Genomic DNA, 22,681 nt, shown 5'->3' with positions numbered 1-22,681 from the left:
CCCGACACCACCCCCACCTGGCACGAACTCCTGAACACCGACGCCGCACAGTACGGCGGCAGCAACGTCCACAACCCCGACCCACTGAAACCGGAACGCCATCAAGGTCACAACACCATCCGTCTCACCCTCCCACCGCTCGCGACCGTCTGGCTGCGTCCGGCGTAGGCCCTTGGGCGAGAGAGAGCCTCGAGAGTGTTCTGAGCCGGTCGTTCTCCTGATCGCGCAGAGTGGCTCTGCGAAGCAGTGGGGATGCCGTGAGTCACTCCGTCACTGGAGTTGTTTGGCGCCGTGAAAGTCGGGAATGGGCACTTCAGTGCTTCGGACAGGAGGCACGTCCGTGGGAGCTGGCCCACCAGATCCCGGGAGTGTGTCCCGTGAGGTCCGTGCTGCGCCTTCCCATGGTGACTGTCCAGTCAACCCCCTGAGGGAGTTGTCAGCACATGCGCATCACGGCCAGAGCGAAGCAACACCCGCACGACGACGCCCCCGATACCACCGCGGCCTTCATACGGCTCTGCGACCTGACCGACGGCGCGGAGCGGCAGGCCCTGCGCGACGACATCGTCCGGTCATGGCTCCCCATGGCCGAGCGCATCGCCCGGCGCTACCGTGGCCGGGGCGAGGCCGTCGAGGATTTGTGCCAGGTCGCGGCCCTGGGGCTCGTCAAGGCGGTCGACCGCTATGAACCGGCGCGCGGCTACGCCTTCGAAAGCTATGCGATCCCCACCATCACCGGTGAGATCAAGAGGCATTTTCGGGACCACATGTGGGTTCTGCACGTGCCACGCCGCGTCCAGGACCTGCGCAACCGCGTGCGTACGGCCGCCAAGGAGATCGCGCAGGAGACCCCCGGGCGCAGCCCGACCGTCACCGAGATCGCCGATCACACGCAGCTCAGTGAGGACGACGTCCGCGTCGGCCTGGAGGCCATGGACAGTTTCACCGCGCTGTCCCTGGACGCGGAGGTGGCGGGAAGCGAGGACGGATACGCGCTGGGGGACGCGCTGGGCGAGTCCGATTCCGGCTATGACCTGATCGTCGACCGCGAAGCCGTCAAACCCTGTCTGCAGTCCCTGCCCGACCGAGAGCGCACCATCCTCTACCTGCGCTACTTCCGCGGCATGACCCAAAGCCGCATAGCCAACCAGCTCGGCATCTCACAGATGCATGTGTCGCGGCTGCTCAGCGGCTGCTGCGCGCGCCTGCGGGAAGAGGCGCTCACCGATTTCGTCTGACCCGACGCGGGCCACGTCTGCCACGGGCCCGTTCAGGGGTTGGCCGGTGCCCCGGCAGTGACGGGGCGAACGTTGCCTGTCGGGGCTCCAGCATCCGGCCGCCCGGGCCGGTCACCAGCCGGACGGCCGTGTGCGGTGGGCTCACTGCCGAACCCTCCCGGGAACGGTTGGGCCAGTGAGTGTGCCGCCGCCCTTCGAAGTATCCGCGTGGGGGCGATTGAAACACTCCACCGAAGAGGGCAACGCGGCCGGACCGGAGGGACATTGGCGGGTGGATCCCGAGCGGCGCCCGAGAGGTGCCGAGGGAAGTGTCAGCGGGGCGGCGGCTGATCGGGAAGCTGCGTAGGGCCGTACCGGTCGAGTGTGTCCTCCAGAATGGCGCGGATGTCGTACGGCAGATCCCCGTGGCGCCCCCAGACGAGAATCATCTCCGCGACATTGCGCAGCTTGATGTTCGCGTGCTGTGACACCTCCCGGAGCACCTCCCACCCCTGGTCCGGGGTCACATGCCCGAGGGCCATGAGCATGCCGATCGCCTGGTCCACGACCGCGTGCGAGGTGACGGCCTCCTTGAGCTGGACGACCTCTTCCTCCAGCTGGAAGATCCGTTCCGTTTCCGTACCGGTCGGGTCGGTCTCTCTGCTTCCCGGACGGGCTTTCGAGGTCATCGTCCCCTCCGGGGTGGCGTGGCGTTCGATGAGTCGGGCTGTGCCTCCATCGTCGCCATTCGAGCAGGTGTGTGCGAACCGGGGAGAGTGCCCCGGGACGCCCCCGGACGGGTCATCACGACGAGCGCAGCCCCCGCTCACCTGGTGAAATGGACAGGTGCCAGCGCCCCCGGACGACTGCCTCGCCCGCAATGAGTGGATCTGCGGCGAGTATCTGCGCACCCGCCGTCACATCCTCCTCGACGCGGTCCTCCAGCACCTCCAGCTGACGTCACTCTCCGTGTTCATCGGTCTCGTCATCGCTGTTCCGCTGGCCGTTCTGGCGCGCCACCGGGGCTGGGCCGCCGGGCCCGTCCTCGCTCTCACCACGGTCCTCTACACGATCCCGTCCCTGGCGATGTTCTCGCTGCTCCTGCCCCTGTACGGACTGTCGGCCGCCCCTGTCGTCGCCGGTCTCGTGCTCTACTCGCTCACCCTGCTCGTCAGGAACATCCTTGCCGGTCTGCGCGCCGTCCCCGAGGAGACCCGGCAGGCCGCACAGGGCATGGGATACCGGCCGATCCGGCTGCTGCTCACCGTGGAGCTGCCGCTCGCCCTGCCCGCCGCGATGGCCGGACTGCGCATCGCCACCGTGTCGGCGGTCTCTCTGGTCACGATCGGGGCGATCGTCGGCTTCGGCGGGCTCGGGAACCTGATCTACGCCGGTATGAACACGTACTTCAAGGCGCAAGTACTGACGGCGTCCGTGCTGTGCGTGGCGATCGCGGTGGCGGCCGATCTCCTGCTGCTCGGCGTGCAGCGGCTGATCACACCCTGGACGAGGGCGACGCGCGGATGAGGACCCTGGCCGACGCCTGGAGCTGGCTCAGCGACGCCGAGCACTGGGCGGGGGACGACGGCATCAGGCACCGGCTGCAGCAGCATCTCGTCCTGACCGTCGTCTGCCTGGCCATCAGCTGTGTGATCGCGTTGCCTGTCGCCCTCGTCCTCGGCCATCTCGGCAGGGGCGGCGCGCTCGCTGTGAACATCTCCAACGTCGGCCGGGCGGTGCCCACCTTCGCCGTTCTGGTGCTGCTGCTGCTCACCCCCCTGGGCGCATGGGGCGAGGGTCCGACCGTCGTCGCCCTCGTCCTGTTCGCCGTGCCGCCGCTGCTGACCAACGCGTACGTCGGTGTGCGTGAGGTCGACCGCAGCGTGGTGCGGGCAGCGCGGGGGATGGGGATGACAGGCTGGCAGACGTTGTTGCGCGTGGAACTGCCCCTCTCGCTTCCGATGATCCTGAACGGCGTGCGAATCGCCGCCGTACAACTCGTTGCGACCGCCACGATCGCCGCACTGGCGGGCGGCGGCGGGCTGGGCCGGATCATCACCGCGGGCTTCAACCTGGCCAGTACGCCGCAGGTCGTCGCCGGCGCCGCCCTCGTGGCCGCGTTCGCGCTGGTCGTCGAGGTGATATTCGAGGTCGTGGAACGTCTGGCACCACGTCGGCGGCGGGGCTCGTGATGAGATGGTACGCGGCGGTCGCGGGCCTGCTCCTGATCGCCGGCTGCACCACCGGGCCCTCCCTGGAGACCCGCGGCAAGGTCACCGCGACGCCCGGCGACAGCAGGCACCTGACCGTGGGCTCGGCGGGCTTCACCGAGAGCGACCTGCTCGCCCACATGTACGCAGTGCTGCTGCAGCAGGCCGGGTACAAGACATCCGTGCTCACCGTCGCCAACCGCGAACTGTACGAACCCGCCCTGGAATCAGGGCAGATCGACGTCGTCGCGGAGTACGCGGCCACCTTCGCGGACTGGCTCGGCGCCAAGACCAACGGCATCGACGCCGCGCCCGTCGGCTCCCCGGACCTCGATGCCACCATGAAGGCCCTGCGGAAACTGGCCGCGCCCCGCGGGCTCACCGTGCTCGACCCCGGCAGAGCGGTGGACCAGAACGCCTTCGCGGTGACACGGGAGTTCGCCCGCCGACACCACCTGAGGACGTTGAGCGACCTCGGAAGGTCGGGCCTCAGGGTGAGACTGGCGGCCGGTGACGAATGCGTCCGACGGCCTCACTGTGCGCCAGGGTTGAAGAAGACCTATGGCATCGACATCACGGGCGTGGATCCCAAGGGGGTCGGCACCGCCCAGGCCAAGCGGGCCGTCCAGAGTGGGCGCGACCAGATGGTGCTCACCACCACGACGGACGCCACCCTGGACGAGTTCGGGCTCGTGCTGCTCGCCGACGACAGACGCCTGCAGAACGCCGACTACGTCGTCCCGGTCGTCAACCGGTTCCGCGCGGGTGGCGAACGCGCCGCCAAGGTGCTCGACACCGTCAACTCCGCTCTCCGTACGGAGGACTTGGCGTCCATGAACCAGCAGGTGGACAGCTGGCGACGGCTTCCCGAGGACGTTGCCCACGCCTATCTGAAGAACAAGGGCCTGCTGAAGTGAGGATCGGATGTCTCCGGCACCGGAAACGCCGGCCCGATTCCGGTGGGCCGGCGTCTCGGTGTCCTCGACGACCCTGTCACCAGTCGCCGTAGTCGTAGTCGTAGTCGTCGCCGTGGTGGTAGCCGACCACCCGGAAGCTGCCCACGACGCCGTTGTCGAAGCCGAACATGCCCCCGTGGGCGGTACGGGTCGCCACGCCGAAGGTCTCGCCGTGGGGCCCGACAGTGGCGACCGGGCCGCCGTTGTCGCAGGTGAACCCGCGGTAGACCTCCACGGTCTTCTTGCTGTCGTTGAAGACGCTGAAGCTGGTGGAGCCCAGTCCACTGACCGCGGTGATGCACCCGTCCTCGAAGGCCGAGTAGCTCCGTTCGTTGAAGAAGATTCTCTCCCTCTTGTGTTCGTGGCCGCGTCCTTCGCGGTCGCCGCCCTTGTGATCGCGTCCTTCGCGTCCGCCGTGGTCCTCCCCGCCGCGGCCTTCCCGACCGCCGCCTTCCCCGCCGCGGCCGCCGCGACCGGAGCCTTCCCTGCCGCCTTCTCCGCCGTGGCCGCTGTGCTCGCGGCCCTCGTCCCGCTTCTCGCTCGCGCCGACACCGCCGGGGTGGTTCGCGGCGGGGGGAGCGGCCTGCACGGCGGGCGGAGCGGCCGGCAGCGCCGGCGGGGCGGCCGGTTTGACGAGCGGGGCCGCCTGGTGGACGGGCCGGGCGACCGGATGGGCGGGCGGGGCGGCCTGGGAGGCACCGTCGCTCTCACTCGATGCGTAGGTGATGCCGGTGGTGGTGAGGACCGCTGCGCCTATTACGGCGGCGGCCACAAAGGATTGCCTAGGCATGTCACTTCTCTCTGTCTCAGAGACGCCGGCCGGTCAGCCGATCTGCGACGAACGTACTTAAGGCCTTATCTGCTGTCATATCGGATATGGCCACGGTGTGATGCCAGGGGACCGGACGGGTGCAAACACGGCATTCGTCGCATGATCAAGCGGCGGTGAAACGGCCTCAGCTACGGATGCCGGGACGCGCGTGATCGTGGCCGGTGCCGTCGCTGAGGAACCGGCATCCCCGCCGACCGCCACATCGCACAGGGCACGCCGTCACGCGTCCGCCACCGAGTCGAACGGCACCTGCCCCCGCGAGATGCCCAGCGTGTCCGCGTCGACCGAGCGGCGCAGTGCCTCGTGCAGCTTGGCCGGGGTCAGCACCCCGAGGAAGTGTGCCCCGTCCAGCACCGCCACCCACCCCGCGTCATGCTGAAGCATGAGCCCGAACGCCAGCCTGAGCGGAGCGCCCACCGGCACCCAGGAGTTCATCCGGCGGGCGTGGTCGCGTACCGAGCCGCCCGCGCCGAGCGCGTCGCCCCCGACCCAGCCGTGCAGATCCCCCTCGGCATCCAGCACCACCGCCCAGCGTGCGCCCTGTGCGCGCAGCCGGCCAGCGGCCCGGTGGGCGGGCTCGTCGAGCCGTGCCACCGGCGGCTGCTCCAGGTCGCTCGGCTCGATCGCGGTCACCGACAACCGCTTCAGTCCGCGGTCCGCGCCGACGAACTCGGCGACATAGGGCGAAGCGGGTGTGCCGAGCACCGCCCCGGGCGTGTCGAACTGCTCGATGCGCCCCGGCCCGTACACCGCGATCCGGTCACCGAGCCGCACCGCCTCCTCGATGTCGTGCGTGACCAGCAGCACCGTCTTCCGCACGGCCGCCTGCATACGCAGGAACTCGTCCTGCAACTGTTCGCGCACCACCGGGTCGACCGCCCCGAACGGCTCGTCCATCAGCAGGACGGGTGGGTCGGCGGCCAACGCCCGTGCCACACCGACTCGTTGTCGCTGGCCGCCCGACAACTGGTGCGGATAGCGCGGCCCGTACGTCTTCGGGTCCAAGCCCACCAGGTCGAGCAGCTCGGCGGCTCGTGCCCTCGCCCTCGCCCTGTTCCAGCCGATCAGGGACGGCACCGTCGCCGTGTTGTCGAGGACGGTCCGGTGCGGGAACAGGCCCACCTGCTGGATCACATAGCCGATCCGCCGCCGCAGCCGTACCGGATCGACGGTCGCGATGTCCTCACCGCCCATGAAGATACGGCCCGAGGTCGGTTCGATGAGCCGGTTGACCATCATCATCGTGGTCGTCTTGCCACAGCCGGACGGTCCGACCAGCGTGACCAGCTCACCCTCGGCGACCTCGAAGGACAGGTCGTCCACGGCCGTTGTGCCGTCCGGATACCGCTTGGTGACCTGCTCGAACCGGATCATCGGACACTCCTTGAATGGAAACCCCCGGCTTCAGCCGCCCCGTATCCGTCAGGTCGCTACGAAGCGGCGTCCGGCCGGCCCTGACCGCCCACCAGCACCACCTCGAGGGTGCGTGGCCCGTGCACGCCCTCCACCCGGTCGAGTTCGATGTCGCTGGTCGCCGAAGGACCGGAGATCCAGGTCAACGGGCGGGCCGGGTCGAGGCGTTCCAGGGCCTGCGGCACGGAGGAGACGACCTGATCGGGGACCCGTACGACACAGATGTGGTGGTCCGGGACCAGCGTGATACGGCGGCGGCCCTGATCGGGGCCGCCGTCCAGCACGATCGTGCCGGTCTCGGCGACGGCCACCGCACAGCCGGTGACCACGCTGTCCACCCGCTCCAGCTCGTGCGGAGTGCTCTCGGCCCGGTCCGCGACCCGCTCGGCGGCACTCGCCGCGAGCCACCCCGGATCCAGGCCCGATGGCACGAGCACCGTGGTCGCGCCCCGCTCGGCGAGCAGCCCGGCGATCACTGCCGCCAGCCCGCCCTCCGTACAGCGGTGCACGATCGCCCGGTAGTCCGCGAGGTTCTCCGCGAGCAGCTCCACGGTCTCCTCGACCGTGCGCTCTCCGTGCTCCCGTCGATAGTCCCGCGCAACGGCCTGCTCGTACTGGGGGTCCGTCCCGGGCCGTGCAGACACTGGGGGAGTGTCGTCGTCCCGTACATCCGCCAGCGCACGCCGCACCCGGCCCAGGACCAGATCCCTGCTGTTCAATTGCCTTCCTTTCCGCCGTGCGTACGCTGCCACCAGTCCCGGAACGGTTCCGCGGGCACCGTCGGAAGGTCCCGGCTCGCGCTCCACGCCCGGCCCGGCCCCGGTAGCGTCCGCGGATGGAAGCGACGCGACCACGACGCCAGCCGCTGGCCCGAACGCAGTGCGCCGGGATGGCTGAAGGCCCACCGCGCCGCCCGCATCGCCGCGCGCTCCGCGGCATGGCCCTTCGCCGGCTGCAGGACGACCTTGTTGCCCGCCCGTGTCGCGGGCCCGCCCTCCACGACCCGCTCCCGCAGATGCACCAGCACCTCGGGGATGTCGATGGCCACCGGGCACACCTCGTAGCAGGCGCCGCACAACGAGGACGCATACGGCAGGGACGCGTCGATCTCACTCTGCGTACCCCGCAGTTGGGGGCTGAGGATGGCACCGATGGGCCCCGGGTAGACCGAGCCGTACGCGTGGCCGCCCGCCCGCTCGTACACCGGGCAGACATTGAGACACGCCGAGCAGCGGATACAGCGCAGCGCCTGGCGGCCGACCCGGTCGGCGAGCGTGTCGGTGCGGCCGTTGTCCAGCAGCACCAGATGGAAGGTATGCGGCCCGTCCCCGTCGGTGGTGCCGGTCCACATGGACGTGTACGGGTTCATGCGCTCGGCGGTCGAGGAACGGGGGAGCGTCTGCAGGAACACCTCCAGGTCCCGCCAGGTCGGCACGATCTTCTCGATACCGACGACCGAGATCAGCGTCTCGGGGAGGGTGAGGCACATCCGCCCGTTGCCCTCCGACTCGACCACCACCAGGGTGCCCGTCTCGGCGACCATGAAGTTCGCACCGGAGATCCCGACCTTCGCCCGCAGGAACTTCTCGCGCAGGTGCAACCGGGCGGCCTCGGCGAGTTCGGCGGGCGTGTCGGAGAGCCCCTCGGGGGCCGGGCGGCCCCACTTGCCCATCTCGGAGCGGAAGATGTCCCGGATCTCGCCACGATTGCGGTGGATCGCGGGGACCAGAATGTGCGAGGGACGGTCCCGGCCCAACTGTACGATCAACTCGGCGAGATCGGTCTCGTACGCCCGGATGCCCTCCGCCTCCAGCGCCTCGTTGAGCCCGATCTCCTGCGTGGCCATCGACTTGACCTTGGCGACCTCGGACTCGCCGGTGGCCCTGACGAGTTCGGTGACGATCCTGTTGGCCTCGTCCGCGTCGGCGGCCCAGTGGACCGTGCCACCCGCCGCCATGACCGACTCCTCCAACTGGACGAGATAACGGTCGAGATGACGGAGCGTGTGGTCCTTGATCCGTCGGCCCGCCTCCCGTAGCTCGGCCCAATCGGAGAGCTCGGCGACCGCCTTGGCGCGCTTGGCGCGGATGGTGTGGGTGGCGTGGCGCAGATTGCCGCGCAAAGTCTTGTTGCCGACCGCCTCGTGCGCGGCCTTCGGGAACGCCGGCATACCGACGAACGTCCCGCTCATGCGATCCGTCCCTTCACCAAGACGACGATGCTCACCGCAGTGGCTCCTCTTCCGTGCTCGCCAGGATCTCCGCGATGTGCACCGGCCGCATCCCGAGGCGCAGCCGCGCCATCGTCCCGCCGATGTGCATCAGACACGAGTTGTCGGCAGCGCACAGCACCTCGGCACCCGTCGACGCGGCGTTGCGCACCTTGTCCACGCCCATGGCCGCCGAGACATCCGGGTTCTTCACGGCGAACGTGCCACCGAAGCCGCAGCACTCGTCGGCGCCGGGCAACTCGACCAGCTCCAGTCCCTTCACTGCCTGCAGCAGCCGTGTGGGACGGTCCCCGAGGCCCAGGCTCCGCAGACCGTGACACGTGGGGTGGTAGGTCACCCTGTGCGGGTAGTACGCCCCCACGTCCGTCGCGCCGAGCACGTCCACCAGGAACTCCGTGAGCTCGTAGGTCTTCGGGATCACAGGCGCCAGTCTCGCCGCGAGCGTGTCCCCGCGGCCCTCGGCCCGCGCCCGTGCACCCATCCGTGGATACAGCTCCCGCACCATTGCCCCGCATGAGCCGGACGGCGTCACGATCGCGTCGTACTCCCGGAAAACATCGGAGTACCTCACGGCGAGCGGTTCGGCCTCATGCCGGTATCCGGTGTTGTAGTGGGCCTGTCCGCAACACGTCTGCCCCATCGGGAAGTCGACCTCGACACCCAGCCTGGTCAGCAGTTTCACCACGGCACGTCCGGTGTCCGGATAGAGCGTGTCGTTGACACAGGTCAGGAACAGGGCGACACGCATCGCGGCTCCTCGGGGTCGATCATCGGATGAGGCAGAGTAATCGGCCGACACGGCCTCGGGGAGGTTCCGGCTCACGGCGTGGCGAGCCGGGATTCCGCCTCGCGCCAGACCGCGGTGTCACCACGGGGTTCGTAGCGTGTCAAGGACTGCGTGCGGACGAGCAGTTGCCGCATCGCAGCCCGGTCGCCGACGAGTCCGTGGGCCCGGGCCTGGACGAGGACGTTGCCGAGGGCGGCCGCCTCCGTCGGGCCGGCCACCACCGGCAGCCCACAGGCATCGGCGGTCAGCCGGCACAGAAGCGCGTTGCGGGCGCCGCCCCCGACGATGTGCACGACGTCGACCGGGTGGTCGGCGAGCCGCTGGGCGTCCCGGACCGCCCGGCGGTGGGCGAGCGCGAGCGAGTCGAGGATGCAGCGCGTGACCTCGGCGGGGGAGTGCGGCACCGGCTGACCCGAGATACGGCAGGCCTCGGCGATACGCGCCGGCATCCGGCCGGGAGCCAGGAACGCCTCGTCGCCCGCGTCCACGACGGATCGCAGCGGCGGTACCTCGGCCGCCGCGGCCAGCAGTGCCGCGAGGTCCGTCTCGCCCCACTCCCGAACGCACTCCTGGAGCAGCCACAACCCCATGATGTTGCGCAGATAGCGCACCGTGCCGTCCAGCCCCAGTTCGTTGGTGAAGTTGGCGGCGCGGCTCGCCTCGGTCAGCACCGGAGCCTTGAGCTCCAGGCCGGCCAGTGACCAGGTGCCGGTGCAGACGTACGCGAAGCGCTCACCGGTGGCCGGTACGGCGGCCACCGCGGAGGCCGTGTCGTGCGAGGCGACCACCGTCACCGGGACGGGCCCGGTCAGCCCGGTCTCCTCCAGCACCTTTGGCCGCAGCACGCCCGCCGGGTCGCCCGGGTGCCGCAGCGGAGCGAACAGGCTCACGTCGATGCCCAGCCGGGCCGCGACCTCGTACGACCAGTCACGGCTGCGCGGGTCGATGAGCTGTGTGGTCGAGGCGTTGGTCAGTTCGGTGCCCTGCTCGCCCGTGAGCCAGTAAGCCAGCAGGTCCGGGATGAGCAGCAGACGGCGTGCCTGTGCGAGCGCCGCCGAGGAACGGGCCGCCGTCAGTTGGTACAGCGTGTTGAAGGGCGCGTACTGCAGCCCCGTGGCGGCGTAGAGCTCCCTGGCGGACACGGTCGCCCACACCTTCTCGGCGACACCCTCGGTGCGGGCGTCACGGTAGTGCACCGGGTTGCCGAGCAGCGCCCCGTCCACGTCCAGCAGGCCGTAGTCCACCGCCCAGCTGTCAATGCCGACCGAGTCCACGGGGCCGGCCGCGCGCAGCCCCTCGAGGACGCCCGAGTAAAGGGCGAGGATGTCCCAGCGCAGCCCCTCGGGCACCCGGACGGGCCGGTTCGCGAAGCGGTGTGCCTCGGTCAGCTCCACGGTGTCGGGGCCCACGCGGCCGACCATGACACGTCCACTGGACGCGCCGAGGTCGACCGCGGCGTACGACTTCACGGCGGCGCTCACCGCAGGAACGCGGCCGCCACACCCGCGTCGACCGGGATGTGCAGTCCCGTGGTGTGCGTGAGGTTCCCGCCCATCAGCGCGAAGACGGCGTTGGCGACGTGCTCGGGCAGTACCTCCCGCTTGAGGATGGTCCGCTGGGCGTAGAACTCGCCGAGCTTGTCCTCCTCGACGCCGTAGACGGCCGCGCGCTGCGCGCCCCAGCCGCGCGCGAAGATGCCCGAGCCGCGTACCACACCGTCCGGGTTGACGCCATTGACACGAATGCCGTGCCCGCCCAGCTCGGCGGCCAGCAGCCGCACCTGGTGCGCCTGGTCGGCCTTGGTCGCCGAGTACGCGATGTTGTTGGGGCCCGCGAACACCGCGTTCTTGGAGGTGATGTAGACGATGTCGCCGCCCAGTCCCTGAGCGATCATCATCCGGGCCGCCTCGCGTGAGACGAGGAAGGAGCCGCGGGCCATGATGTCGTGCTGGAGGTCCCAGTCCTTCGCCGACGTCTCGAGGAGCGGCTTGGAGATGGAGATGCCCGCGTTGTTGACCACGAGGTCGACCCCACCGAAGGCCAGCGCCGCCGCATCGAAGGCCGCGGTGATCTGCTCCTCGGAGGTGACATCCACGGTCACGGCCACGGCCTTGTCCGCACCGCCCAGTTCCTCGGCGACCTTGCCGGCGCTGCCGGCGTCGAGGTCGGCGACGACGACACACGCCCCCTCGGCCACCAGCCGGTGTGCGATCGCCTTCCCGATGCCGCTGCCGGCACCCGTGACCAGCGCCACCCGGGTCGCGAGCGGCTTGGGCCTCGGCATCCGCTGGAGCTTCGCCTCCTCCAGCGCCCAGTACTCGATGCGGAACTTCTCCGACTCCTCGATCGGCGCGTACGTCGACACGGCCTCGGCCCCGCGCATCACGTTGATCGCGTTGACGTAGAACTCACCGGCCACCCGGGCGGTCTGCTTGTCCTTGCCGAAGGAGAACATGCCGACACCGGGCACCAGCACGATCGCAGGATCGGCGCCGCGCATCGCGGGGGAGTCGGGCAGAGCGTGCCGTTCGTAGTAGGCGGCGTACTCCTCACGGTAGGCGGTGTGCAGCTCCTGGAGCCGGGCGATCGCCTCCTGAAGCGGCGCGGCCGGCGGCAGATCCAGGACCAGCGGCCTGACCTTGGTCCGCAGGAAGTGGTCGGGGCAGGAGGTGCCGAGTGCGGCCAGGCGCGGGTGCCCGGCGCGGGCGAGGAAGTCGAGGACGACGTCCGTGTCGGTGAAGTGACCGACCTGCGCCCTGTCCTGGGAGGCGAGGGCGCGGATGTGGGGGGCCAGAGCTGCGGCCCGCTCCCGCCGTTCCGCCTCGGGCAGCGCCTCGTATCCCTCGATCACCGGCCCGAAGGGCTCCGGCCTCCCGCGCTCGGCGAGGAACGCCTCGGCGGTGCGGATGATGTGCAGCGAGTTGCGCTCGCACTCCTCGGTGGAGTCCCCCCAGGCGGTGATGCCGTGACCGCCGAGGATGCACCCGATGGCCTGCGGGTTGGCCTCCTTCACGGCCGCGATGTCCAGGCCGAGCTGGAACCCGGGCCGCCGCCACGGAACCCACACCACCGTGTCGCCGAAGCACTCGGCGGTGAGCTTCTCCCCGTCGGCGGCGCAGGCCAGCGCGATGCCGGAGTCGGGGTGGAGGTGGTCGACGTGGGCCGCGTCCACCAGGCCGTGCATGGCGGTGTCGATGGAGGGGGCCGCACCGCCCTTGCCGTGCAGACAGAAGTCGAACGCGGCGACCATCTCGTCCTCGCGGTCGACGCCCGGGTAGACGTTTTTCAGGGCCCGCAGCCGGTCCAGTCGCAGCACGGCCAGCCCCGCCTCGGTGAGCGTACCGAGGTCACCGCCGGACCCCTTGACCCACATCAGCTCGACATCACCGCCGGTGACGGGATCGGTGTCGGTGCCCTTCGCCGAGGTGTTGCCGCCGGCGTAGTTGGTGTTGCGGGGGTCGGCGCCCAGCCGGCGGGAACGGGTCAGGAGGGCGGCGGCTCGGGGGTGGGGTGCCATGTCAGTCCTTAGCGAAGAGTGGGTTGGGCCAGCGCCTCAGCGGGGGCGCCGGCTGTGACGGTGTGCGGTGACGCCGGGTGGGTGCGACCGGCCTCAAACAGCCGGCAGCCCGCTACCGGCCTCGCACGGCAGGCGAGGTCCGGCGATCACGCGCCCCAGCCGGACTGCTGTCCGCCGACCCGTTCCGCGACGATCTTCTCCGCCCAGCCGGACCGCCGGTACGCCGTCATCGGGTCGGCATCGAGCCCCATCTCCTGCCGCATCTCGGCCAGCAGCGGACGCACATCCGTGTGGTAGGCGTCCATGAGCACCGCGTTCGCGCCCAGCACATCGCCCGACTTCTGCGCCTCGGCCAGCGCCGACCGGTCGACCAGCAGCGCCTTCGCCGTCGCTTCCTGCACGTTCATGACGGAGCGGATGATCGCCGGGACCTTGGCCTCGAGGTTGTGGCACTGGTCGAGCATGAAGGCGACGTCGCGGGTGTAGCCGCCGCCGCGGACGACCTCGTACATGATGCGGAAGAGCTGGAAGGGGTCGGCGGCGCCGACCATGAGGTCGTCGTCGGCGTAGAAACGGGAGTTGAAGTCGAAGCCACCGAGCTTTCCCTCACGCAACAGCGTGGCGACGATGAACTCGATGTTGGTGCCCGGCGCGTGGTGCCCCGTGTCCACGACCACCTGCGCCTTCGGCCCCAGCTTGAGGCAGTGGGCGTAGGCCGTGCCCCAGTCGGGGACATCGGTGGCGTAGAAGGCGGGTTCGAAGAACTTGTACTCCAGCAACATCCGCTGGTCGTCACCGAGCCGCTCGTAGACCTTGGCCAGGCCTTCGGCGAGGCGGTCCTGGCGCTCCCGGATGTCGTCCTGCCCCGGGTAGTTGGTGCCGTCCGCGAACCACAGCTTGAGGTCCTTGGATCCCGTGGCGTCCATGATGTCGACGCACTCGAGCAGGTGATCGACGGCCTTGCGCCGGACTGCCGCGTCCGGATGGCAGATGCTTCCGAGCTTGTAGTCGTCGTCCTGGAAGGTGTTGGAGTTGATCGCGCCCAGTTTCAGGCCGCGCTCTTGCGCGTACGTGGCAAGCGCCGCGTAGTCGTCGACCCTGTCCCACGGGATGTGCAGTGCCACGGTGGGGGCCACACCCGTGAACTCGTGCACCTTCGCGGCGTCGTCCAGTTTTTCGCGCGGATTCCGGGGGACCCCTGGTTGCGCGAAAACCTTGAACCGTGTGCCCGAGTTCCCGTACGCCCATGACGGCGTCTCGATGGCCTGGGTCCTCAAGGCGGCTTTGACCGCGGCGACTTCGGACACTTCGGCGCTCCTGACCTCGGTGGAATACCTACTTCGTGAAACGTTTCATGAGCGAAGCTATGAGTGGCCTTACGGAGTGTCAAGCCCCCTGTTGCGCCCGGCGGCCCGTGACTTCGCCGTGACCTTTGGGTGTCGAAACATTTTCGGCGCGATCCCATTGACGAGACATGGCTGGCGCGCCTAACGTCCCGGCAACCCAGTTGAAACCTTTCACGACGCCGTGAGGGCCGCCCCGCCGGCGTCGTCGAGGAGCCCCCATGACCCACCCGTCCGACACGGATCCGGCCCCGGTGCTGGCGCTCAGGGACATCTCCAAGTCCTTCGGTGCGGTGCGCGCCCTGCGGGACGTGTCCCTGGAACTGTTCCCCGGCCAGGTGCACGCCCTCGCCGGTGAGAACGGCGCGGGCAAGTCGACCCTGATCAAGACGCTCGCCGGTGTGCACCGGCCGGACGCCGGTCAGGTGCTGCTGGATGGCGAGCCGACCGTCTTCCACGGCCCGGCCGACGCACGCGACGCCGGTATCGCCGTGATCTACCAGGAACCGACTCTCTTTCCCGACCTGTCGATCGCCGAGAACATCTTCATGGGCCGCCAGCCCCGGCGGGCGCTGGGCCGCATCGACCACAAGGCCACCCACGTGGCGACCGCGGCCCTGATGCGGCGCCTCGGCGTCGATCTCGATCCGCAGCGCCCGGCGCGCGGCCTGTCCATCGCCGACCAGCAGATCGTCGAGATCGCCAAGGCGCTCTCCTTCGACGCCCGGGTCCTGATCATGGACGAGCCGACGGCGGCTCTGACCGGCAGCGAGGTGGCACGGCTCTTCGGCGTCGTGCGCGCCCTGCGCGAGCAGGGTGCGGCGGTGCTGTTCATCTCCCACCGGCTGGAGGAGATCTTCCAGATCTGCCAGCGGGTGACCACCCTTCGCGACGGCGCCTGGATCGCCAGTGAGCCGCTGGAGGGGATGACCGAGGACGACCTCGTACGCCGTATGGTCGGCCGCGATCTCGACGAGCTGTACCCCAAGCAGGACGTGAAACCCGGCCAGGTCGCCCTGAGGGTGCGGCGGCTGACCCGGGAAGGCGTGTTCACCGACGTGTCGTTCGATGTCCGTCGGGGGGAGATCGTCGGTCTCGCCGGGCTGGTGGGCGCCGGACGTACGGAGGTGGCGCGTGCCGTCTTCGGTATCGACCGGTGGGACGCGGGCGAGGTCGAGGTCGACGGCAGGAAGTTGACAGGCGGCGCGCCGTCCACCGCGATGGCCGCCGGGCTCGCCCTCGTTCCCGAAGACCGGCGCGCCCAGGGTCTGGTGATGGACATGTCCATCGAGCGGAACATCGGCCTGACCGGCCTCCGTACGACTGTCAGGGCCGGGGTCATGGACCGGGCCGCCGAGCGCAGCCGGTCCCTGGACTGGGCGGTCAAGCTCCAGGTGAAGTACGCCCGGATCGCCGACGCGGTCTCCACCCTGTCCGGTGGCAACCAGCAGAAGGTCGTCCTGGCGAAGTGGCTGGCCACCGGCCCCAAGGTACTGATCGTCGACGAGCCGACCCGCGGCATCGACGTCGGTACGAAGGCCGAAGTGCACCGCCTGCTCAGCGAACTGGCCGCCGACGGCGTGGCCGTACTGATGATCTCCTCCGACCTGCCCGAGATCCTCGGCATGGCCGACCGCGTGCTCGTGATGCACGAGGGCCGGCTCACCGCCGAGATCCCGCGCTCCGACGCCACCGAGGAAACCGTGATGGCCGCCGCCACCGGGAGGGCCGCCGCATGACGGTGACCGCACCCAACTCCGCGCCCACCGCCAAGACACCCAAGTCCAGCGGCACCCGGCTGGTCGACCGCGTCTTCAGGATGCGTGAACTCGCCATCCTGGTCGTCTTCCTGGCGATGATCGCCGTCACCCAGGCGGGCAACAGCGAGTTCCTGAGCGAGCAGGGCATCAAGGACCTGCTCCTCAACGCGACGATCCTGGTCCTGGTCGCCACGGGGCAGTCCCTGGTCGTGATCACCCGCAATGTCGACCTGTCGGTCGGTTCGACCCTGGGCATCAGCGCCTTCGCAGCCGGAACGTATCTGCACGATGGCGGAAACGCGGTCGTGGCGCTGGTCCTCGCGATCCTGCTCGGCATCGGCTTCGGCCTGCTGAACGGGCTGCTGGTCAGCCTCGGTCAGGTGCCCGCACTCGTCGTCACCCTCGGCACGCTGTACATCATCCGCGGCATCGACTCCATCTGGGTCGGCTCCCGGCAGATCACCGCGGCCGACCTGCCCGGTGGCTTCGTCGACTTCGGTGCCGGCGGCATCTCGGCGGTCCCGTGGCTGGCCCTGATCGCCCTGGCGGTCCTGGTCGCCACCGCCTACTACCTGAGGAACTTCGGCAGCGGACGCGAACTGTACGCGCTCGGCTCCAACCCGGAGGCCGCCCGGCTCGCCGGTATCCCGGTGCGCAAGCGGATCCTGACCGCGTACACCCTCTGCGGCGCCCTTGCCGGGCTCGCGGGCGCCCTGTACCTGGCCCGGTTCGGCAACGTCGACTCCGGAACCGGCACCGGCTATGAACTCACCGTCGTCAGCGCGGTCGTGGTCGGCGGCGTCGTCTTCACCGGAGGATCCGGCAGCGTCCACGGCGCGGCGCTCGGCGCACTGCTGCTGACCTCCGTGAACAGCGTGCTGCCTGCCCTCGGTGTCAGCTCCGTCTGGGTGCTCGCCATCAACGGCACCCTGCTCCTGCTCGCCATCGCGGTCGACCGGATCGTCGCGCTGCGCGTCGCCTCGGCCCTGAAGAAGAGGAACGCCCGCCATGCCTGACTCCCTGACGCGTGCGATCCGCTGGGACACGGTCGTCGGCGCACTCCTCGTGGTCCTCCTGCTGCTGTCGTTCGGCAACGTGGATGGCTTCGGCAACGCCCTCAACCTGTCGTTCCTGATTGGCAACACGCTGCCGATCGCACTGATCGCCCTCCCGATGACCCTCCTCGTGGTCGCCGGCGAGATCGACCTGTCGGTCGCCTCCACAGCCGGTCTGTCGGGTGCCGTGATGGGCAGGCTGTGGAACGAGGGCATGGCCATCGAGACCATCATTCCGTTGTGCCTGCTCCTCGGCGTGGTGTGCGGGCTGGTCAACGGACTGCTGGTGACCCGGCTGGGGCTGCCGTCCCTCGCCGTCACCATCGGCACGCTCGCCGCCTACCGGGGCATCGCGCAGATCGCGCTCGGCTCCGACGCCGTGACCGACTTCCCCACGCAGTACCTCGACTTCGCGGCCGGACGCATCGGGAACTCCTTCGTCCCGCAAGCCTTCGTGCCTTTCCTCGTGCTGCTCGCGATCGCCGTGGTCGTGCTGCACGCCACCCCGTTCGGCCGGTCGCTGTTCGCGGTCGGCGCCGGCGAGGAGGCCGCACGGTTCGCGGGCATCCGGGTCAGGCGGGCCAAGCTGACCCTGTTCATCGCCACCGGACTCATGGCCTCGCTCACCGGCGTCTTCTGGGCGCTGCACTACGCCAGTGCGCGCTACGACAACGCCACCGGACTCGAACTCTCCGTCGTCGCGGCCGTGTTGCTCGGCGGCATCGACTTCGACGGCGGCAAGGGCACCCTCGGCGGCGCGATCGCGGGCGTCTTCCTGCTCGGCGCGCTGCAGAACGTGATGAGTCTCCTCAACGTCTCGGCGCAGTCGCAGATCGTCGTCACCGGTGTCCTGCTCGTCGTCTCCGTGCTAGGCCCCCGCGTCGCCCGCCAGATCTCCGTCGCGAGGGCGGGCCGCCGAGCCGCCCCGCCCCCGACCTCGTAACTCCGCTCACCGTAAAGGACCTTCTTCATGAGCAAGTCATCGATCCGTCGTGCCTGCGCGGCCCTCGCCGCCGTCACATCCCTCGCCTTGGCCGCGACCGCCTGCGGCGGCACCACCAAGAACGACGTCAAGAACGACAGCGGCGGCTCGGCCTCCTCGGCCGGCAAGGCGGACCCGAACGCGGCCCTCAAGAAGGGGCTGACCGTCGGCTTCCTTCCCAAGCAGGTCAACAACCCGTATTTCACCTCCGCCGACAAGGGCGGCGAGAAGGCCCTCACCGAACTGGGCGAGAAGTACAAGGAGGTCGGCCCGAGCAGCGCCACCGACACCAGCGGCCAGGTCAGTTACGTCAACACGCTCACCCAGCAGCAGGTGCACGCGATGGCGGTGTCGGCCCAGGACCCAGGAGCCCTGTGCACCGCGCTCAAGCAGGCCATGAGCAACGGCATCAAGGTGGTCACCTACGACTCCGACACCAAGCCCGAGTGCCGCAATGCCTTCGTGTCCCAGGCCGGCGCCGAGGACCTGGGCCGCACCGAGGTTCAGTTGCTGGCCGAGCAGATCGGCTACCAGGGCGAGATCGCGATCCTGTCCGCCGCGCAGACCGCGACGAACCAGAACACCTGGATCGACTACATGAAGGACGAACTGAAGAAGCCCAAGTACAAGAACATCAGGCTGGTCAAGGTCGCCTACGGCAACGACGACGCTCAGCAGTCCTTCCAGCAGACCCAGGGCCTGCTCCAGGAGCACCCGAACCTGAAGGGGATCATCTCCCCGACCACCGTCGGCATCAAGGCGGCCGCCCAGTACCTGTCGGGCTCCAAGTACAAGAGCAAGGTCAAGCTGACCGGGCTCGGCACCCCCAACGACATGCGCAAGTACGTCAAGAACGGAACGGTCGACGCCTTCGAGCTGTGGGACCCGGCCAAGCTCGGCGAACTGGCCGCACGCACCGCCGTCGCCCTGGCGTCCGGACAGATCAGCGGCAAGGAGGACGAGACCTTCAAGGCCGGCGACATGGGGACGTACACCATCGGCAAGGACGGCGTGATCAACCTCGGCAAGCCGACCGTCTTCGACAGCAAGAACATCGACCAGTTCGACTTCTAGGGCGTGTTTCGAAAGTCCCGCCTGCCCCGCGGCGTCTGGCACGCGCTCCCCCAAGCTCTTCGAGCAGGGGGGACCCCCAGCCGCGTTGTCGGGATCGCCCTCGTACGCTCAGTACGAGGACGACCCTCTGCCTTGCGATCGCACGCACCAGACGCCGCGGGGCCCGCCCTAACGGGCGGACGACGGGACTTTCGAAACACGCCCTAGTGCCGCACACCCTCGTACCGGGAGGACTGTTGATGCAACGCGTGTGCTTCCTGCTCAAGGTCCGGGCGGACCGTCTCGACGAGTACCGCGAGCGACATGCCGCCGTGTGGCCCGAGATGCTCCAGGCGCTCTCCGCGACCGGATGGCACAACTACTCGCTCTTCCTGCGCGAGGACGGCCTGCTGGTCGGCTACCTGGAGACCGAGGACTTCGCCGCGGCCCAGGCCGGCATGGAAGCCACCGACGTCAACGCCCGCTGGCAGGCGGAGATGGCGCCGTTCTTCGAATCGCTGGACGGTGCCCGACCCGACGAGGCCATGAAGCCGCTGACCGAAGTGTTCCACCTCGCCTGAAGCCGGTCACGGAGCAGTGCGCCAACAGGCGGCCGAGCGGGATCTACGACCGTCGGTATGAAGGTAATGTGAGGTCCCGCCCCGCCGCCGCCCCCTCATCCCTGGAGGTCCCTGCCTGATGGCCCAGTCGGTGGGTATCAAGGACGTCGCCCGCGCCGCCGGAGTCTCCGTGGGCACGGTCTCGAACGTCATCAACCGCCCGGAGACGGTCGCCTCCGACACCCGCGCGCGCGTGCTGTCCGCGATCGAACGGCTCGGCTACGTCCGCAGCGAGTCGGCGCGACAACTGAGGGCCGGGCGCAGCCGGATCATGGGGCTGCTCGTCCTCGACATGGGCAACCCGTTCTTCGTGGACGTGGCCCGCGGCGCCGAGCGGACCGCCCGCAAGGCCGGGCTCGGCGTGATGGTCTGCAACAGCGCCCAGAGCCCTGTCGAGGAAGCCGAGTACCTGTCGCTCTTCGCCGAGCAGCGCGTCCGTGGCGTACTGCTCACCCCGGCGGACGCGACCGGCCGCAACATCGAGACCTTCCGCCGCCACGGCATTCCCTTCGCGCTGGTCGACCGGGTCGCCGAGGGCACCACCGAGTGCTCGGTCTCGGTCGACGACGTGGCGGGCGGCGCCCTGGCCGTACGCCACCTGGTCGACGCCGGGCACCGCTCGATCGCCTATGTCAGCGGCCCGGCCGAGTTCCACCAGGTCAGGGACCGTCGTACCGGCGCACTGAACGCCCTGGCCGAGGCCGGGCTCGGCCCCGAGGTGCTGCGGGAGCTGCCGAACGAGCGCCTCGACGTCGCCGCAGGACGGGACGCCGGCGCCCGGCTCCTCGGGCTCGCCGACCGCCCGACCGCCGTGTTCTGCGCCAACGACCTGCTCGCGCTCGGCGTCCTGCAGGCCGTGTATGCGGCCGGAGTGAGTGTCCCCGACGACCTGGCCATCGTCGGCTACGACGACATCGAGTTCGCCGCGGCGGCCGCCGTGCCTCTCACCTCCGTACGCCAGCCCGCCGTCACCATGGGCGCAATGGCGGCGGAACTCCTGCTGGAGGAGACCGAGGCGGAGTCCGGGCCGCGGCAGCACGAACACCGGCGGGTCGTCCTGCAGCCGGAACTGGTCGTGCGCCGCTCCAGCCTGGCCGCGCGCTGAGCGGCCCACGAGCGCACGCGGTACGAGGTGCGGGCCGGTCGACACGGTTTTCTCGATCCCCGGAGGCCGCCGCCGCACCACCGTGTGCTGAACTGGGAAGCCTCGTCCGCCCGTCCCGGGAGCCCTGTTGAGCCACACCTACCGCCAGCCCGGAGTAGTCCTCACCGACCGCCGTTTCACCGTACCCCTCGATCACGACAACCCCGCCGGGGAGACGATCGAGCTGTACGCACGGGAGGTCGTCGCGAGCGACAAGGCGGACGACGACCTGCCCTGGCTGCTCTACCTCCAGGGCGGGCCCGGATTCGGGGCGAACCGCTTCATCGGCAAGCAGGCCTGGCTCGGCCGCGCCCTCCAGGAGTACCGGGTCCTTCTCCTGGACCAGCGTGGCACCGGCGCCTCCACACCCGCCAACCGGCAGACGCTCCCGCTGCGCGGCGGCCCCCGCGCACAAGCCGACTACCTGACGCACTTCCGCACGGACTCCATCGTCCGCGACTGCGAGGCCATCCGCCCGAGGCTCACCGGTGGCGCCCCGTGGACCGTCCTCGGGCAGAGCTTCGGCGGGTTCTGCACCGTCAACTACCTGTCGACGGCACCCGAGGGCCTGCGTGCCGCCATGATCACCGGTGGCCTGCCCTCTCTCGACGCCCACGCGGACGACGTCTACCGCGCCGCGTACCCGCGCATCGAACGCAAGGTAGCCGCCCACTACGCCCGCTACCCGCAGGACGTCGAACGCGCCCGCCGTATCGCCGAGTACCTGCTCCAGCACGAGCCCGTCCTGAACGGCGGCTACAAACTCACCATCGAGGCGTTCCAGTCCCTCGGTATCCTCCTCGGCGGCAGCGAGGGCAGCCACCGCCTCCACTTCCTCCTCGAGGACGCCTTCGTCCGCACCCCGCAGGGCTTCGCGCTCTCCGACGCGTTCCAAGAGGAGGCGCAGAACCTGCTCTCCTACGCCGGGCACCCCCTGTACGCGCTGGTCCACGAGGCGATCTACGGCCAGGACGACCGCCCCACCGCCTGGTCGGCGGAGCGTGTGCGTGCGGAGTTCCCCCAGTTCGACGCGGCGAAGACGCTGACCGGCGACGGGCCCGTCCTGTTCACCGGCGAGTCGGTGCACCCCTGGATGTTCGACACCGACCCGGCGCTTCGCCCGCTGCGCGAGACCGCGCACCTGCTCGCCGAGCGCACCGACTGGAGTCCGCTGTACGACCGGGTCCGTCTCGCCGCCAACGAGGTGCCGGTGGCCGCGGCGGTCTACCACGACGACATGTACGTCGACACGGCCCACGCGCTCGAGACCGCCCGCGCGATCCGCGGCCTGCGCACCTGGGTCACGGACGAGTTCGAGCACGACGGGGTCCGCGCGGGTGGCCCGCGGGTCCTGGACCGCCTGGTGGCGTTGACGCGGGACGAGGCCTGACGGGGAGGACGCGGGGTGCGCCGTTCGGGTGCTGCGAGCGGGGCGTTACGGCGGACCGACGTCGCCGGTTGGCGCATTAGGTGTATTGCCTCGTGAGGTTAGGAACGCGGCTGGCGGGTGGTTGGCCTTTCAGCGCGGTGTGTCCGCGGTGGTGATTGTAGGTGTGCAGCCA

The 22,681-nt window shown here is 69.7% G+C and carries 21 protein-coding genes; 12 read left to right on the top strand and 9 right to left on the bottom strand.

The annotated features are described in order from the left end of the window. Positions 1-168 (top strand): alpha amylase C-terminal domain-containing protein (locus tag ACWDEX_RS35725; protein ID WP_450468629.1); only part of this gene is annotated, 168 nt, incomplete at its 5' end. A gap of 275 nt (positions 169-443) precedes the next feature. Next, positions 444-1,238, top strand: a complete 795-nt coding sequence (locus ACWDEX_RS35720) for an RNA polymerase sigma factor SigF (RefSeq protein ID WP_450468627.1) — start codon at positions 444-446, stop codon at positions 1,236-1,238. Between the two features lie 311 nt (positions 1,239-1,549). On the opposite strand, the gene ACWDEX_RS35715 is transcribed toward ACWDEX_RS35720, so the two are convergent. Continuing rightward, entirely contained in the window at positions 1,550-1,906 is a 357-nt protein-coding gene (locus ACWDEX_RS35715) for an ANTAR domain-containing protein (protein ID WP_450468626.1), read from the bottom strand. Positions 1,907-2,063: 157 nt separating this feature from the next. On the opposite strand from ACWDEX_RS35715, the gene ACWDEX_RS35710 reads away from it, so the two are divergent. From ACWDEX_RS35710 to ACWDEX_RS35700, 3 genes are read left to right on the top strand one after another with little or no spacing between them, the layout of a single operon-like run. Further along, positions 2,064-2,744: an ABC transporter permease gene (locus ACWDEX_RS35710; protein ID WP_450468625.1), complete on the top strand. Its 681-nt coding sequence runs from the start codon at positions 2,064-2,066 to the stop codon at positions 2,742-2,744. Then, the gene (locus ACWDEX_RS35705) at positions 2,741-3,409 is read left to right on the top strand and encodes an ABC transporter permease (RefSeq protein ID WP_450468624.1); all 669 of its coding nucleotides are present in this window, start codon (positions 2,741-2,743) and stop codon (positions 3,407-3,409) included. The genes ACWDEX_RS35710 and ACWDEX_RS35705 overlap by 4 nt, the downstream gene beginning before the upstream one ends. Further along, entirely contained in the window at positions 3,409-4,344 is a 936-nt protein-coding gene (locus ACWDEX_RS35700; RefSeq protein WP_450468623.1) for an ABC transporter substrate-binding protein, read from the top strand. The genes ACWDEX_RS35705 and ACWDEX_RS35700 overlap by 1 nt, the downstream gene beginning before the upstream one ends. Positions 4,345-4,420: 76 nt before the next feature. Here the strand turns inward: ACWDEX_RS35700 and ACWDEX_RS35695 are convergent, their stop codons facing one another. The 8 genes from ACWDEX_RS35695 to rhaI all read right to left on the bottom strand — a co-directional run bounded on the left by ACWDEX_RS35695 (position 4,421) and on the right by rhaI (position 14,469). Further along, the gene (locus tag ACWDEX_RS35695) at positions 4,421-5,173 is read right to left on the bottom strand and encodes a hypothetical protein (protein ID WP_450468622.1); all 753 of its coding nucleotides are present in this window, start codon (positions 5,171-5,173) and stop codon (positions 4,421-4,423) included. 261 nt (positions 5,174-5,434) lie between these two features. Continuing rightward, positions 5,435-6,589 carry an ATP-binding cassette domain-containing protein gene (locus tag ACWDEX_RS35690; protein WP_450468621.1) on the bottom strand — a complete coding sequence of 385 codons (1,155 nt, stop codon included), beginning with the start codon at positions 6,587-6,589 and terminating at the stop codon, positions 5,435-5,437. A 56-nt stretch (positions 6,590-6,645) separates the two neighbouring features. Beyond that, the gene (locus ACWDEX_RS35685) at positions 6,646-7,347 is read right to left on the bottom strand and encodes a LutC/YkgG family protein (RefSeq protein ID WP_450468620.1); all 702 of its coding nucleotides are present in this window, start codon (positions 7,345-7,347) and stop codon (positions 6,646-6,648) included. Next, on the bottom strand, positions 7,344-8,819 hold the full coding sequence (locus ACWDEX_RS35680) for a LutB/LldF family L-lactate oxidation iron-sulfur protein (protein ID WP_450468619.1): 1,476 nt from the start codon (positions 8,817-8,819) through the stop codon (positions 7,344-7,346). The genes ACWDEX_RS35685 and ACWDEX_RS35680 overlap by 4 nt, the downstream gene beginning before the upstream one ends. 31 nt (positions 8,820-8,850) lie before the next feature. Beyond that, entirely contained in the window at positions 8,851-9,606 is a 756-nt protein-coding gene (locus ACWDEX_RS35675) for a (Fe-S)-binding protein (RefSeq protein WP_450468618.1), read from the bottom strand. Between the two features lie 71 nt (positions 9,607-9,677). Continuing rightward, on the bottom strand, positions 9,678-11,114 hold the full coding sequence (locus ACWDEX_RS35670; protein WP_450468628.1) for a rhamnulokinase: 1,437 nt from the start codon (positions 11,112-11,114) through the stop codon (positions 9,678-9,680). An 8-nt stretch (positions 11,115-11,122) separates the two neighbouring features. Next, positions 11,123-13,162, bottom strand: coding sequence for a bifunctional aldolase/short-chain dehydrogenase (locus ACWDEX_RS35665; RefSeq protein ID WP_450468617.1), 2,040 nt, complete (start codon positions 13,160-13,162; stop codon positions 11,123-11,125). A 146-nt stretch (positions 13,163-13,308) separates the two neighbouring features. Next, positions 13,309-14,469: an L-rhamnose isomerase gene (rhaI, locus tag ACWDEX_RS35660; RefSeq protein WP_450468616.1), complete on the bottom strand. Its 1,161-nt coding sequence runs from the start codon at positions 14,467-14,469 to the stop codon at positions 13,309-13,311. 257 nt (positions 14,470-14,726) lie between these two features. Here rhaI and ACWDEX_RS35655 point away from each other — a divergent pair, with 257 nt between their 5' ends. The 7 genes from ACWDEX_RS35655 to ACWDEX_RS35625 all read left to right on the top strand — a co-directional run bounded on the left by ACWDEX_RS35655 (position 14,727) and on the right by ACWDEX_RS35625 (position 22,509). Then, a complete protein-coding gene (locus ACWDEX_RS35655) occupies positions 14,727-16,244 on the top strand; it encodes a sugar ABC transporter ATP-binding protein (protein WP_450468615.1) in 1,518 nt (505 codons plus the stop codon). Next, positions 16,241-17,281, top strand: a complete 1,041-nt coding sequence (locus tag ACWDEX_RS35650) for an ABC transporter permease (protein ID WP_450468614.1) — start codon at positions 16,241-16,243, stop codon at positions 17,279-17,281. The genes ACWDEX_RS35655 and ACWDEX_RS35650 overlap by 4 nt, the downstream gene beginning before the upstream one ends. Then, the gene (locus ACWDEX_RS35645; protein ID WP_450468613.1) at positions 17,274-18,263 is read left to right on the top strand and encodes an ABC transporter permease; all 990 of its coding nucleotides are present in this window, start codon (positions 17,274-17,276) and stop codon (positions 18,261-18,263) included. The genes ACWDEX_RS35650 and ACWDEX_RS35645 overlap by 8 nt, the downstream gene beginning before the upstream one ends. 27 nt (positions 18,264-18,290) lie before the next feature. Beyond that, positions 18,291-19,376: a rhamnose ABC transporter substrate-binding protein gene (gene rhaS, locus ACWDEX_RS35640; RefSeq protein ID WP_450468612.1), complete on the top strand. Its 1,086-nt coding sequence runs from the start codon at positions 18,291-18,293 to the stop codon at positions 19,374-19,376. Positions 19,377-19,615: 239 nt separating this feature from the next. Continuing rightward, on the top strand, positions 19,616-19,936 hold the full coding sequence (locus tag ACWDEX_RS35635; RefSeq protein WP_037671256.1) for an L-rhamnose mutarotase: 321 nt from the start codon (positions 19,616-19,618) through the stop codon (positions 19,934-19,936). Positions 19,937-20,054: 118 nt separating this feature from the next. Then, complete coding sequence (locus ACWDEX_RS35630) at positions 20,055-21,080, top strand: LacI family DNA-binding transcriptional regulator (protein WP_450468611.1); 1,026 nt, start codon at positions 20,055-20,057, stop codon at positions 21,078-21,080. A gap of 127 nt (positions 21,081-21,207) precedes the next feature. Further along, complete coding sequence (locus ACWDEX_RS35625; RefSeq protein ID WP_450468610.1) at positions 21,208-22,509, top strand: alpha/beta fold hydrolase; 1,302 nt, start codon at positions 21,208-21,210, stop codon at positions 22,507-22,509. Positions 22,510-22,681 lie beyond the last annotated feature (172 nt).

Source organism: Streptomyces sp. NPDC001020 (assembly GCF_053599115.1).
The sequence above is the reverse complement of the archived record's forward strand: the minus strand, read 5'-3'. Positions and strand labels throughout refer to the sequence as shown.